Below are 14,026 nucleotides of genomic sequence, written 5' to 3'. Positions count from 1 at the left end.
GCGGCGGGTCGCAACACGCTATGACAGATGCCCGAACGTCTTCTTCTCAGCCATCTGCCTCGCTGCAACCGTCATCTTCTGGCTATGAGTCCTGAGCCTAGGGGCTGGTGCATGAAACTGGCGCTGCACCAGATCCTGTGGACAGGGCCGTGCCGGATCTGGCCGTGTGGTTCTGACCCCCTTGCCACGAATGGCGCCTTTCAGTCCCATCCGGCGCATCAGCCGCTCTACCGTGCAGCGGGCGACAGTCCTGCCTTCGCGTCTGAGCTGATGCCAGACCTTACGCGCTCCATAAACACAAAAATTATCACTCCATACTCTACGGATTTTGTCGCTTAGCTCTTTGTCTTTCTGGCTGCGCACACAAGGATTTTTCTGCCTGGCAACGGTTGCATAATAGACAGATGGTGCAATCGGCAGGATCTTGCAGATTGACCCGACACCATATGTCTGCCGGTGCTCATCAATGAAGCGCGTCATGGCCTGAACCGGCGGTCGAGTTCCGCCTGGGCAAAATACGCAGAAGCCTTACGCAGGATTTCATTGGCCTGCCGCAATTCGCGGTTCTCTCGCTCCAGTTGCCTGATCTTCTCTCGATCAGGCAGTTCACTTACCGCAGGCGCATTGGCCCGCTCATGCAGACGGGTCCATTTTGACAGCGTGTCAGGGTGAATATCCAGCTTTGGGGCGATCACCATCACCGCAGACCACCGCGAAGGATGGTTCTTCTCTTCCTCCAGAACCATGCGGGCTGCACGTTCACGAAATTCAGGCGGAAAACGCTTCGATTTATTGCTCATGACTATCTCTTACCTCACGGGTCTTGCTGTCTCCACAAAACCCGGGGCAATTCAAACACCAACAACGCACAGGCTCGGCGTTCACTCAGGGCCAGAGCTTCCTGAATGTGTCGGACCGCCTGCCGTTTCGCGACAGGCGTTACCACTTTTTTCCAATAATTTCCTTCAGTGCCGCATTATCCAGCATGGCATCCGCCAGAAGACGTTTCAGGCGGCTGTTTTCATCTTCCAGCGCCTTCAGCCGTTTGGCCTCGGATACCTCAAGGCCACCATAACGGGTCTTCCATTTGTAGAAGGTCGCGTCACTGATCCCGTGCTTACGGCAAAGATCAGAGACCTTCAGCCCGGATTCCTGTTCTTTCAGGATCCCTATGATCTGCTCTTCCGTAAAACGACTGCGCTTCATCCGTCCGTATCCTTCTCGATCGGACTCTACTTTTAAATGGTTACATTTCCGGGGGGCACGTCAGTGCCAGCAGGCGTCGGTTATTGTACCAGTCCACCCATCTGAGTGTTTCCCATTCGACCTGCGCCATGGATTTCCATGGCCCCAGATGATGGATAACTTCGGCCTTGTATAAACCGTTGATCGTCTCCGCCAGTGCATTATCAGAACTGTCACCGACAGTGCCGACCGAGGAATCGATGTCAGCCAGCGCCAGGCGTTCGGTATATCGGATCGACAGGTATTGTGAACCACGATCCTGCGGGCGAACACATCAATGATAAACGCCACATAGACCATGCCATTCCGGGTCTGGACATAGGTGAAGTCCGAGACCCGGAGCTGGTTGGGAGCCTCCGCCCGGAACTGCCGGTTGACCCTGTCATCAGGACAGGGGCGCGCCGTATCCGGACGGGTCGTGATGACCTTCCGGCCCCGGATTACACCCTTCAGACCCATCTGCCGCATCAGGCGCTTGACAGTGCAGCGCGCGACCTTCCGTCCTTCACGCTGCAGGCTGTGCCAGACCTTGCGCGCACCATAAACACTACGGCTGTCGTGCCAGATCCGACAGATATGCGCCATCAGATCCCTATCACATTGTGCACGTATGCTGGCTCTGGCCGGATCTCTCGCTATGGCCGCCTGATGATAAAACGTGGAAGGGGCAATCGGCATAACGCGACAGATTGGCTCGACCCCATAATCGGCACGACAGGCTGCCGAAATGCTCGGGTAATCCGATCGATGTTCGTCCAGAAGGCGCACGGCGCGCTCACGGAACTCAGGTGAATAACGCGATGTCTTCTTCTGCTCTACCATAGGGTTCATCCTCCGAGAGTTTTACTCTCCGGTAAACCCGGGGCAGTTCAAGTTGCTTTTAGCGCATACTGACTTCTATGTTCGTGGATATTAAGCAGTCCGCCCTGTTTTCTGGCGGCGGGTGATGTCTCGGCCACGTAGATCTTGGCTTCGATCCCGTGCCGCCGCAGGACGCCGGTAAGAATCAGACCACCAAGGGGCCAGCCCCAATAATCGCAATGGTTCGTTGCATGATCGCGCTCCATGTGTCGCACCTTCATCTGTCGATTCGAACTGTGTCTTTCGGAGACACTGGGCGATCATGCCACGGTATGAAGGGCGTATATGCGATAGACTTAGGGCTTGAAATCAGGACGTGAACGGGAGTTTTTCGCGGATAACATGAGGCTGAGCGCTCCGGCAAGGAACCTCACTGGGCAAAAGATCCATTACGCGGACAATGGTTGTTTCAGGAACATGTCCGATCAGACCGCCAAGCAAGCTTCTGCGTTTCATGCGATTATTCCATAATATTGTCTGATGAAATATTCCATTTCATTTTTATGCTGTATGATATCTTTTTCGCCCAAATCTGAATATGGTTTATTTCTTATTGTAAAGAACATGTGGGCCAGCTTGAGTGAATCATATTTCGGTTTTTCAAGAAACATTTCTTTTTTTTCTATTATGATCCGATTACTATAAGTGCTGTTTTCACTCGGGTTGATCAGCGCAAGGTTACCAAATCCATCCAGAATGTCTTTATGAATATCATTGGAAAATGTGGGGTTCTGTGGAAAAATATGTTCAACTGAATTTTTTGACGTAATGCGGTAAGCTTTAAATTTGTCCTTTTCCAGATAAGTAGGAAATGGACCCCTTTCTGCGTTGTTCCATAGGATATATTCAAGTTTCTGGAACCAGTAATGCGAAATACGAGGGTACTGGCGCTTCATCATGTCTGTAATAACGATTTCAGCTTCCTGTATCTCTGAATAATGAGTGCCAGACAGCAGATCAAAACTAGCTTTCTTCTGGTCCTGTGCACAAGAAAGCTGATTGTCGATCGTTTTCAGCAGCTTCGTAACCTGGCCAACGTCCTCAATGTCATTTTTGCAAAGCCGCCCGAGGAAGGGGGTCAGCCAGTATTGCATTGCATGCTCACCCGTACAATACCGTACGCTCTGCAACTGTGTCAGTGCTGTATAGCCAACTGGCGTGCCGTCACGTCCGGGCATGGTGCGGGAAATCTTGGATTTCTTGTCTTCTTCATGCTCCGGCGTTATCGGCACGCAATACAGGTTGTTATCCGCGTCCGGAATCCTTTTCATGACCCACTGGTCAAACTGGTGGCGTGTTGTCCAAAGGCATTCGATAAATCCCTGAGCATCCTGTGCATTCAGATCTTTCAGAAAGGGATCAAAACTTTCATTCAGGCGATCGGGATGGATACGTAAAATATCCTCGGCTTTCGTTGCATCCGACTTACATGGTTTTTCACAGATATAAATGAGCAATGCATGAAGCAGAAGTTCTGGAAAGGTGATAATGGACCTGACCGCCCGGTAATTATGCGCCTCTTGCCCTGTTGTCGGGGCTAAGCGGGTCGATCCGTCCTGCACTGCCTGAATGGCCAGAATATCCTGTATGCCCAGGGCCGGGGTCGATATCGGATTGGACTCATCAATCTTAAATTTAGCAGCTTTATATTTCTTTAGAGCATGATAATTGTAATCCTGCCAGTCAGCATCAGGAAAGACCTGACGGAGATTATCTTCAAAAAAAACATCCATGTTTTCACAAGCCTGCCAAATGGCATCATAACTCATCCGCTGGCGGGCAGGGACCATTTCCAGTAACCGTGCTTTCAGGATGTCAGATGCCTCAAGCTGGACACCATTTGTATTGAGCGCCGTAAAAAGCTGGTTGAGGTCCGTGCCGGGCGGCACAATATTATTGACCCATTGCACACAGTTGAACAGATAATTCCCGAATGCTTCCAGACCACCTCTTTCCTTTTGTGCAGTCAGGAAAGCCGAAGCCGCGTCAAGTCCCGTGACTAGGCATTTGACATAGGGGTCTTCAATGGAAAGGGCAGGAGGTAACACGCCATTAAGCCAACTGCGCAGAAGGTCCTGTACCTGTTCGCGAATGGCGAAATTCAGACGGATGTCACTGGCATCGCCCGGTCGGCGCGCAAATTGTGCAAGCGCACTGTCCGGTTCCAGTGCAGAATATGCCAGCGCGATGAGAAACAGCGTTGTCATGCGCTGCTGACCATCAATCAGTTCATAACCGAAATGATGACCGCCTTTGTGGCCATGGCTGGCGGTAATCAGCGTGCCAATGAAATACTGCTTCTGCCCGCGCTCCATGGCCTGACGGATATCCTGCAGGATTTTTTCAACATCCCTTGCAGGCCAGACATATGGGCGCTGGTAGCAGGGTATTTCCAACAGGGCATTTTCTGCACACATGTCACTGATTTTCTGGACGCGTGTCTCGACCCTGGAAACTGGAGTGTTCATTTCAGAATGTCCGGCTTGGTGTGGATGAAATATGATTATTGAATTGCTCGGTAAGAGAAGTGTCATATCGATGTATTACATCATCTGCTTTCTGTGGGCATGATGAACCAAATAAATTATAAACGCTCATGATAAATCTTTTCTTTACACCGTTGCCTTCAATTCCATCTTTATTGATTTCGTAGGTATAGGATTGCAAATATGACATCAATTCCGCATGGTTGAAGCTGAAAGCGATATGGTCGAGGATATTCCATTCCATACAGAAATTCCGTACGCCTGCTTCGGTTACACGGTTCTTGATCATGCGCAGGCTGAAGATCATGCGGAACAGCCAGAACCTTGCCGCAGGCAGGTTTTTCGTGCCGAACCTACTTGCATAAAGCAAGAGTGCGGTTTCATACAATTCACGCAGATAGTGGCTCTGTGCTGAATGCTGCACTATTTCCTTGTATAGTTTATACCCCACATCTTCATCAGGACCATGCTCCAGAAAGAGTCTTTTGTACAATGCGCTGAAATAAATCAGGTAATGAATGGTATTTACGCCGCTGTTCAGGGGCTGGCGCAAGGCATATCCCTGATCGGATAGCGTGAATGACGTGTTTCCCTCGGACCCCGTGCATATGGCTAGGCGATAGGCATTATCCTGCGCCGCAGGCTGCGTGCGCTCGGCAAATTCGGCAATGATGTCGTTACGTGGGTTTCTTCTGTTAAAGCTGCGGGCGTGCAGATGTGTCCAGAAACGTCCGCATAATAACCGTTGCACCGTAGGATCGAGGCTACCTCCCGTACTTTCCCACAGGCGTGCATAATGATCTGGCTGTAATGGTGGTGCAATGGCACGCAGGTGGTAGGCCTTGATAATATCGACGCCGGAAAGGCGCACGCCGCCGGTATTCAGTGTCTGGAAAAAGCGCCATGCCTCATCTTCACTTTGAGTGATGATGACGGTGATATTGATTTTATCTAGATCCAGATCAAGCCCTTCAGGAAGTAACTGTTCAAGAAGAGCAAAATTATGCCTGATCTGCTCATGACTGGCCGGGGCACGATACTGCAACGCGGGAAGGGGGTAGTTCTTGCCTTTTCGGTTTAGCAGCATGCACAGGATAGCCATGGTGGTCAGTCGCTGCTGCCCATCGATAATGTCGAGCACCCATTGCCCGTTTTCATTTTTGTGTCGATGCAGGACGATACTGCCAAGATAGAAGGCAATTCGAGATTTTGTTTTAAAATATTGTTGCAGGTCGCCTATCAGTTGCCTGACCTGCTTCTCGCCCCAGCAATATGGCCGCTGATAGGCTGGCAGATGCGGCACACCCTCGATGCTGTTTTTTGTCCTGCCAAAAAAATCCTTAAGTCTAATACTTCTTGTTAATGGATCAGGAATATTTTCAATATGTTTCTTTGTCGTATCTGATATTTCCTGATAATGAGACGACACTTTTAAATCCTTCTTTGCAATATTGTTTTATGAATGCCTGATAAAGCTGACGGGTCAACCCTTGGTGCAGGGGGAGGTCGCATATGGGCGTGCCTGCCTCCCGTTTATCTGGCAGAAGGCCACTGGCCTGCATAAGCCGAGTTTGCCATAGATCAGCGCAACCATATGTTTCTGGCGTGAACGGCTGGTTTATGCGTAACGCGGATGCCTGTTCTCACTACATCGAGACAATCGAAGATATAAAAAGGAAACGGATGGACCTGGCCCTACCGCCATCTACGACGGTAACGATGACCGACTGTTATCAGCGCGTCATCCCGACCCACGATGGCATACAGGGTATTCATCCGTTCGCCCGGCGTGCATTCGCCATCGGCAAGCATTTCCTCATGGCACCAGCGGGGCAGGTAAACCATCTCCGTTCCTTTACCCGCAGGGCGACGGATCCCGTGTTTGAGCAGGCGGCCAACCGTGGCGGGGCGAATGGCGCGTTGCTGCCCGCGCCTGCGGGCATGCGTGGTGACCGGCCCGATGCCATGTCTGTCCGGGCCGGGCGGGAATGAATGGGTTTCATGGGTCATGCAGGCCATTGCCGTCTCCTTTCTGTGCCGTGACAGAAGGAATGACAGGCCGTTACGACAGAAACGGTCGTCGGTTATCCGCCGCCGCGTTCCGGCGCGGCCGTGGCATGATGTTTCAGGGCCTCGGTCAGCAGGGCACGCAGTTCCCCGCGCAGGGCAGGGGGCGCGAGAACCTGCACCGTCCGGCCCCACGTAAACAGGTGATAGGCCAGTTCCCGCAATCCCCCCGCATGGAAGCGCACCACAAGGGAGCCGTCGGGCCGTTCTTCATGCGTCTGGGTGGGATGGAACAGGAAGCGGGCCGCATCATGGGCGGCGTCGGGGCTGAAGCGCAGCACGATGTCCTGCGGTTCGTCCTGATAGACACCGAAGGAGCGCGACGCGAAATCGGCTATGTTCCAGTCCGCGGGCGGCGGGTCGGCCATGTCGGTCATCGTGATGTCGCTCATGCGGTCCAGCCGCCACAGGGCTGGCGCCGCCTTTCCCGTGCTGGGACCGATAAGATAATAGGACCGCCCGTACAACAGGCCCCACGGGCTGACCGTCCTGACATGGTTGGCGCCATTGCCATAACGGAATGCCAGCCCGCACCCGGCCTTGAGCGCCGTGCGGATCGTATCCAGCGCCGCCGGGTCGGCCAGGGGCCGTGGCCCGGCCTGCATGGCGTGGCCTTCGGCCACAACCAGGGCGTTCAGGTCCGGCGCCATGCGCAAACGCAGCGCGGGGCGCAATGCCGCGCGGATCTTGGCCTGCAGGCTTTCCAGCAGCCCCGCGCGGGTCGTGTCCCCCCGCGCACGCAGGGTATTGATGGCGGTGTGCAGTTCGGCCATTTCATCGACCGTCGGGGCCTGAATGAAGCCGTCCAACCCGCCGGAAATGCGCAGGCGCTTGCCACGGCCATCGGCGATTTCCTCGATCTGGGGGAAAAGCTGTTCCACCGCCACGCGCATGCGCTCGACCGTGCGGCGGTTCACATGCATGGCGGCCGCCATTTCATCCAGCGTCATCCCCTCGGCGCTGCCAGCCAGAAGCCGGGCGAGGCCAAGCAGCATGGCGGCTTTTTCATGGCGCATGTTCAGGCTTTTTCCCGCTATGACCGTTTCTGTCGTAGCGTGCCCCCATGCTCGTGCCGTCGTCAAGATACAGGAGACACGACCCATGGCCATCGCCACAGCCGTCCAGCGCGGACACTTCGTTTACGTTTACGATGAAAAAGGACACCAGCTGACCGCCATTCCCGCGGGCAGCCAGCCGACAGACGGGCTTCAGGGCTATACGGGCACGACAGTCAGCGTGCGGCGTGGCGCCTTCATCTATGTCCATGACGAACGTGGTCGACAGCTGTCCGCCACCCCGGCGCGCTAGGTGCGTCTGCCCTGCAGGGCGGCTCCGGGAACGGGGCTGCCATGCAGGCAGCATCTTTTTGGAATGATGCGTCCATGCGACAAGCGGCATGGAGCAGAACCGACCGGATGGGATCATAAAGGCGTGCAGGAACAGGACGTGGCGGACAGGCGCATGACAAGACGGACCATCATCGTCCACGACCGTTACGCCATGCGGCAGTGGCGGCTGAAGGCCTCCCGCGCGGGCTGGAATGGCCTGCAGGTCATGACATTCGGGCAGGTCATCGCCCGACTGGCCGGTGGCTTTGCCCGCGACGTGGATGAGGAAACATTGCGCCAGGCCGTGCAGGTGGCCTTGCGTGACGTGCGGCTGGCGGAACTGGCGCGGATCAGCGACCTGCCGGGTATGGCCAGCGCGGTGACCGGCACCCTGCGGCGGGTATGGGGAGCGGGCATCGACCTGTCGGCACGCAGTGCCACCCATGCCCGCATTGCCGAAATGGCGCGGATCGAGGCCGCCGTCCTGGCCGCCCTGCCGCCCGGCTGCCTGTGCCCGGCCGAAATGGCGCGGCGGGCCTGCGCACGGCTGGCCCATGCGCCCGCACTTCTTGGTCCTGTCGAAATCTTGGGCGTGCCCGACCTTTCCCCATGCTGGCGACCAGCCGTGCAGGCGCTGGCGCGGCACGTGCCGGTGCAATGGCATGCCGGGCCGCGACCTGCGCCCGCATGGCTGGCGGATACGGATGTCGCGATCCTCACAGGCGCGCCATCCAGGCCCGACATTACATGCTGCAGCGCGGCCACGCCTCACCATGAAGCCATCGAGGCCATGCGCTGGGCGCGTACGCTGATGGCATCGGGGCAGGCGCGGCCGGAAGACATCGCCATCGCCACCACCAGCACGGGCGATTATGACGCAAGCGTCCTCAGCCTGCGGGCCGATGCCAATTTCGCCGTGCATTTCGTGCACGGCCTGCCTGTTACCGCGACACGGGACGGGCAGGCGGCGGCGGCGCTGGCGGATATCGTGGTGCGCGGCCTGTCACGCCTGCGGCTGCGCCGCCTGATCAGCCTGATGGGGGCGGATGCCCCGGCGCTGGCGGATCTGCCGGATGGCTGGATGCGCGTGCTGGGCACGGCACCGCTGGATACGCCCGATGCGTGGGCGCGGCTGCTGTCCGGCCTTGGCGCCGGGGACTGGCCCGACGGCATCGACCATGCTCCCGCCCTGCGGGCGCTGGTTAACCTGCTGCACCGTGGCCCCGAGGCCGCGGGCGAGATGGGCGAAGGCCTGCTGGCGGGCCGCACGCGCGTGATCTGGCGGGCGGCGCTGGCCGCGGGACCGGCACAATCGGTTGACCTGACGGTGGAGGGCATGCGGCTGGATGACGCCACGGATCCCTGTGCGTCGATCGCCTGGATGCCTGCGGGGTCGCTTGCGGCGTCGCCCCGCCGGTTTGTCAGGCTGCTGGGCCTCAATTCCGCGCGCTGGCCGCGCAACGTGGGAGAGGACAGGCTGCTGCCCGATCACATCATCCCCACCACGAAACTCAACCCGCTGCCCATTGGTGAAGCAGACCGGCAGACCTTCGCCACCATCATGGCAACGGCAGGCGACCAGGTGGTCCTGTCGCATGCACGACGCGGCAATGACGGGCGGCTGCTGGGCCGCAGCGCCCTGTTGCAGGATTACCCGGACGAGACCTACCTGCGGCGCAACCGCGCGCCCGCCCATGCCTATAGCGAGACGGACCGGCTGACGGCACGCCGGGATGAGTTCGCCCGCACGCCACAGGCTCGCTCCGCCACGGCGTGCTGGCATGACTGGCTGCGCCCCGACATCACCCCGCATGATGGCCTGATCCGCGCGAACCACCCGGTCATGCAGGCCATCATGCAGCGCACTCAGTCCGCCAGTTCGCTGCGCATGCTGCTGCGCAATCCGCTGGGTTTCATGTGGCGTTACGGCCTGGGCCTGAACACAACAGATTCAGGGCTGGCCAGCCTGATGCCTGATGCCATGGCGGTGGGGGACCTGGTCCATGCCACGATGGAACATGCCCTTGTCCTGATGACGCGGGACGGGCAGGCAGCCAGATCCGACGCGCATGCCATTGTCGAACAGGCCCTGTCGGATGCCGCACGCGCGTGGCAGCACGACCACGCAACACCGCCTCAGTTACTGTGGCACCACCTGCTTGACGGCGTGCGCGCCATGGCGTGCTGGGGCCTGCGCGCGACACGCGAAAACGCCACGGGCTGCCGGTCCTATGCCGAAGTGCCCTTTGGCTGCATTCCCGCCGAGCCGGACCGGCAGGCCGCATGGGATACGACCACACCGGTTCCCGTTGCCGATACGGGGTTTTTCATCAATGGCTATATCGACCGGCTCGACCTGTCCGCCAATGGCAGGCAGGCGTGGGTGTACGACTACAAGACGGGTCGGGCGGCAGGTGAGGGCACCGTGCTGAAAGGGGGCGCTGAACTGCAGCGCTGCCTGTACGCCTTTGCCGTGCAGGCATTGCTCGGCCCGGACGTGCAGGTGGAGGCAACACTGCTGTACCTGCGTGATGAAAGCGCCCTGCGGCTGGATGACCCCCGGCAGGCGCTGGCGGACCTGACCACCTGCCTGCGCGCCGCGCGCCGGACCGCGCTGGCCGGTCACGCGCTGATCGGCCCCGATACCGGGGGAGATTACGACGACATGCGCCTTGCCCTGCCCGCAGGGCTGGCTGCCTATCGCAGCCGCAAGGAAGCGCAGGCAAACAGGATTCTGGGCGATGATGCCATTGCAGTATGGGATGCACCATGATGGGACAGATGCGCGCGCCACTGGCTGATGATGCCGCACGCAGGGCGGCGGTTGCAGATATCACCCACTCCTTCCTTGTGGAAGCCGGGGCCGGGTCGGGCAAGACCGCCGTGCTGGCAGGCCGGATTGTCATGCTGCTGGCCGGTGGGGTGCATCCGCGCCATATCGCGGCGGTCACCTTTACGGAACTGGCAGCCAGCGAACTGGTCATGCGCATCCGCACCTTCGTGGACCGGCTGTGCCGGGGCGACGTACCCGCCGAACTGCGCATTGCCCTGCCACAGGGGTTGGACCCGGCGCGGCAGGCCGCGCTGGTGGCGGCGGGGGGGGATATTGATGACATGACGTGCAGCACCATCCACGGTTTCTGCCAGCGCCTGATCGGCCCGTATCCGGTTGAGGCCGACATGGACCCCGGCGCGGTGCTGGTGGACCCGGGTGAGGGCAGCCTGATCTTTGGTGAAATTACCGAAAACTGGCTGCGTGATGTCCTGTCGGGCCAGGATGACAGCCTGATCGCCACCATGGCGATTGAAGATCCCACGGGCACGCTGGGCTACATCAACGAAATCCTGCATTGCCTGCGCGCCCGGCCCGACCTTGTCACGCCGCCGCTGCCTGATCTGGATGCCGCCCTGACCGACTGTATCCGCGCGCTGGACGGCTTCGCGGCGTTCTGCGGCGGCGAAGGCGGGATCGAGACGGAAACGCGTGCGCTGGGCACGGGGTTCATGGAACTTGCGCATATTGCCCGGCAGGTGCGTGATACGGACACGCCGCTGCATCGCATCCGGCTGATGCGGACCCTTCCGCCAGAAGGCGCGCGGAAGGGCAATAGCGGATGGAAGACATACCGCAGAAAGGGGAAATGGGTCGCCGCCGTTGCCGCGAACGGTGGGTCAAAGGCGGATGCCGAGGAACTGAACGATCAGGCCACGACCCTGTACAACACCTGTCAGGAAACATGGCAGGCAGCGCAGGCGGCGGTCGCAGCCTATGTGCTGCATGACCTGCTTGGGCTGCTGCGCCCGGTCATCAGCCGGTTTCGTGACCACAAGCGCATGGTCGGGCTGCTGGATTTTGATGACCTGATCTTCACGGCGCGTGACCTGCTGCGTGACCATGCAATGGTGCGCCATGCGCTGGGACAGCGGTTTTCCCATGTTCTGGTTGATGAATTCCAGGACACCGACCCCGTCCAGACCGAGATATTCTGGCGGCTGTGCGGTGAACCACCACAGGAAGCGCCCGATGCCCCGTGGACCGCGTGGCGCATCCGTCCCGGCGCGCTGTTCCTGGTGGGGGACCCCAAGCAGGCGATCTACCGTTTCCGTGGTGCGGATGTAGGGGCGTACGTTCACGCACGCGACCTGTTCCATGCCCAGCACGGGACGCGTGGGATCATGTCGATCACGACCAATTTCCGCTCCTGCGCGCCGATCCTTGATTACGTCAATGACTGCTTCGCCCATCCCCTTTCGGCAGGCAGCGGGCAGCCGGGCTTTACCCCGCTGGATGCCTTCATTCCCGAACGGGACGCGGGCGCGTGCATTGTCACACTTGATATTGCCGTGGCCGGGCCGGACGGCAAGGCATCCGTAGACGCCATGCGCCGGGCGGAGGCACAGGCCGTCGCGCGCATGTGCGCGGACCTGATCGGCCGCGAAAGCGTGCGTGACCGTGACAGTGGCAAGCCACGCCCCTGCCGCCCCGGTGACATCGCCCTGCTGGCCCCCACCGGCACCGGACTGAATTATTACGAGGAAGCACTGGAGCAGCTTGGCATTCCTGTGGCGACGCAGGCCGGCAAGGGTCTGTTCCAGCGTCAGGAAATACAGGACCTGATTGCGCTGACCCGCGTGCTGGCGGATGCGCGCGACACGCTTGCCTTTGGTGCGCTGCTGCGCGGGCCACTGGTCGGGCTGACGGATGAGGAATTGCTGGACATTGTGCAGACCCAGCCCCGCAACCCGGATATGCCCGACCGTCTGCCGGTGCTGCGCGTCACACTGGACACGACATGCATCCGGCATGCGCTGGCGCGCACGGTCATTGAACAGCTCCAGTCCCTGAGCCGCCGCATTAACGCCACCACACCGCACGACCTGCTGGCGCACGCCATTGACGTGCTGCGCGTACGGCCGGTGCTGATGGCGCGTCTGGGGCGGCAGGCCGAACGCGCGCTGGCGAATGTGGACCTGTACCTGTCGGCTGCACGCGCCTATGACGTCCGTGGCCTGCGTGCCTTTGCCGATGCCATGGATGCGTCATGGGCCGGTGATGCACGCGATGCCGAAGCCCGCCCCGATGCACAGGAGGAAGCCGTCGCCCTGTTCACCGTCCATGCGGCCAAGGGACTGGAATGGCCGGTTGTCGTGCCCGTCAACACCATGTCCAACACCCGTGCGGTCAACGGCGCGGTGATCGAACGCGGGGCAGGGCATCTGCATTACCCGCTGATGGGCATCGGCCCGTCAGGCCATGATGTGGCATGCGACAGGGAGGCGGCGGAAGCGCGGCGCGAACAGGTCCGGCTGTGGTACGTGGCGGTTACCCGTGCGCGCGACATGCTGGTCCTGCCGCGTTTTGACCTGCAACTGGCCCAGCGGGCATGGATGTCGCTGCTGGACCTGAAAATCCAAGACCTGCCGGCCATTGCCCCGGTGGGGGATGACGCACCTTACCTGCCACCGGTGGACTTGACGGAAAATACCCAGACCCGCGAAGCATTCGTGGCGGAAGCCGGGATCATCGCGCAGGCGACAACACGGCTGACATGGAAAACACCCAGCAGGGATGAGGATGCGGCCGCTCCCGTAATGGCTACGCCTGCACTACGGATCATGCTGCCATCTGGTGGGGACGGGCAGGATGATCCCTCACCGGTCCCGGAAATCCGGGGCAGCAGCGAACGCGGCACCGTGCTGCACAAGCTGCTGGAGGAAGTCCTGAACCACGAAATCCCCGATACACCCGATGCGCTGCAGTCGCGTGCCCGCGCATTGCTAGCGGAAGCAGGCTGCCCGGTCGTGTCGGACCCGCGCGAGGGGACGGAAGCCGGGGAACTGGCCCGCTCCGTGCTGCGTGCCCTCAATGCGCCCGAAGTGGCGCGGCTGCGTGGCACGATGGTGCCCGAATACCCTCTTTACATGGTGCGTGAGGGCCTGATACCAACCGTTGATTGCTATAACCTATGAGCCCAATTGCGCAGTCCGATTGACATGATGCGCCATGGTTGATCGACGAGCTGGTTCCAGGCATGGCAG

General features: G+C 59.3%; 8 protein-coding genes, 4 pseudogenes and 1 other annotated feature. Of the genes and pseudogenes, 5 read left to right on the top strand and 7 right to left on the bottom strand.

The genetic code is table 11. The features are described from left to right. A pseudogene (locus tag CDI09_RS16395) lies at nucleotides 1–88 on the top strand (IS5/IS1182 family transposase); the annotation flags it as partial. Nucleotides 89–99: 11 nt separating this feature from the next. Here the strand turns inward: CDI09_RS16395 and CDI09_RS18710 are convergent. The 6 genes and pseudogenes from CDI09_RS18710 to CDI09_RS16360 form a co-directional block, all read right to left on the bottom strand. Beyond that, nucleotides 100–800 (bottom strand): annotated as a pseudogene (locus CDI09_RS18710) (IS3 family transposase); the annotation flags it as partial. Continuing rightward, nucleotides 406–522: a sequence feature (AL1L pseudoknot), on the bottom strand. (Overlaps the previous pseudogene by 117 nt.) Before the next feature lie 53 nt (nucleotides 801–853). Further along, nucleotides 854–1,206, bottom strand: a pseudogene (locus tag CDI09_RS16380) (transposase); the annotation flags it as partial. Nucleotides 1,207–1,273: 67 nt separating this feature from the next. Next, nucleotides 1,274–2,067 (bottom strand): annotated as a pseudogene (locus CDI09_RS16375) (IS3 family transposase); the annotation flags it as partial. 47 nt (nucleotides 2,068–2,114) lie between these two features. Then, nucleotides 2,115–2,312 carry a hypothetical protein gene (locus tag CDI09_RS16370; RefSeq protein WP_236944498.1) on the bottom strand — a complete coding sequence of 66 codons (198 nt, stop codon included), beginning with the start codon at nucleotides 2,310–2,312 and terminating at the stop codon, nucleotides 2,115–2,117. Between the two features lie 246 nt (nucleotides 2,313–2,558). Continuing rightward, entirely contained in the window at nucleotides 2,559–4,574 is a 2,016-nt protein-coding gene (locus tag CDI09_RS16365) for a DUF262 domain-containing protein (RefSeq protein WP_170120511.1), read from the bottom strand. 1 nt (nucleotide 4,575) lies between these two features. Further along, a complete protein-coding gene (locus tag CDI09_RS16360) occupies nucleotides 4,576–6,021 on the bottom strand; it encodes a DUF262 domain-containing protein (protein WP_167370223.1) in 1,446 nt (481 codons plus the stop codon). A gap of 290 nt (nucleotides 6,022–6,311) precedes the next feature. Here CDI09_RS16360 and CDI09_RS16355 point away from each other — a divergent pair, with 290 nt between their 5' ends. Beyond that, the gene (locus CDI09_RS16355; protein ID WP_078526892.1) at nucleotides 6,312–6,584 is read left to right on the top strand and encodes a hypothetical protein; all 273 of its coding nucleotides are present in this window, start codon (nucleotides 6,312–6,314) and stop codon (nucleotides 6,582–6,584) included. A gap of 92 nt (nucleotides 6,585–6,676) precedes the next feature. On the opposite strand, the gene CDI09_RS16350 is transcribed toward CDI09_RS16355, so the two are convergent. After that, complete coding sequence (locus CDI09_RS16350; RefSeq protein ID WP_078526893.1) at nucleotides 6,677–7,675, bottom strand: helix-turn-helix transcriptional regulator; 999 nt, start codon at nucleotides 7,673–7,675, stop codon at nucleotides 6,677–6,679. 85 nt (nucleotides 7,676–7,760) lie between these two features. On the opposite strand from CDI09_RS16350, the gene CDI09_RS16345 reads away from it, so the two are divergent. The 3 genes from CDI09_RS16345 (at nucleotide 7,761) to CDI09_RS16335 (ending at nucleotide 13,957) form a co-directional block, all read left to right on the top strand. Next, nucleotides 7,761–7,967: a hypothetical protein gene (locus CDI09_RS16345; RefSeq protein ID WP_010510745.1), complete on the top strand. Its 207-nt coding sequence runs from the start codon at nucleotides 7,761–7,763 to the stop codon at nucleotides 7,965–7,967. A 123-nt stretch (nucleotides 7,968–8,090) separates the two neighbouring features. Then, nucleotides 8,091–10,760: a PD-(D/E)XK nuclease family protein gene (locus tag CDI09_RS16340; RefSeq protein WP_249034051.1), complete on the top strand. Its 2,670-nt coding sequence runs from the start codon at nucleotides 8,091–8,093 to the stop codon at nucleotides 10,758–10,760. Beyond that, complete coding sequence (locus CDI09_RS16335; protein ID WP_236944499.1) at nucleotides 10,757–13,957, top strand: UvrD-helicase domain-containing protein; 3,201 nt, start codon at nucleotides 10,757–10,759, stop codon at nucleotides 13,955–13,957. Before CDI09_RS16340 ends, CDI09_RS16335 begins: the two co-directional genes overlap by 4 nt. The last annotated feature ends 69 nt before the right edge of the window (nucleotides 13,958–14,026 follow it).

The sequence above is a fragment of the Komagataeibacter nataicola genome (genome assembly GCF_003207795.1).
Lineage (GTDB): Bacteria > Pseudomonadota > Alphaproteobacteria > Acetobacterales > Acetobacteraceae > Komagataeibacter > Komagataeibacter nataicola.
The sequence above is the reverse complement of the archived record's forward strand: the minus strand, read 5'-3'. Positions and strand labels throughout refer to the sequence as shown.

Coding starts and splice junctions, on each gene's coding strand:
- CDI09_RS16370 (WP_236944498.1), bottom strand. CDS start 2,312: ATGGAGCGCGATCATGCAACGAACCATTGCGATTATTGGGGCTGGCCC.
- CDI09_RS16365 (WP_170120511.1), bottom strand. CDS start 4,574: ATGAACACTCCAGTTTCCAGGGTCGAGACACGCGTCCAGAAAATCAGT.
- CDI09_RS16355 (WP_078526892.1), top strand. CDS start 6,312: ATGACCGACTGTTATCAGCGCGTCATCCCGACCCACGATGGCATACAG.
- CDI09_RS16350 (WP_078526893.1), bottom strand. CDS start 7,675: ATGCGCCATGAAAAAGCCGCCATGCTGCTTGGCCTCGCCCGGCTTCTG.
- CDI09_RS16345 (WP_010510745.1), top strand. CDS start 7,761: ATGGCCATCGCCACAGCCGTCCAGCGCGGACACTTCGTTTACGTTTAC.
- CDI09_RS16335 (WP_236944499.1), top strand. CDS start 10,757: ATGATGGGACAGATGCGCGCGCCACTGGCTGATGATGCCGCACGCAGG.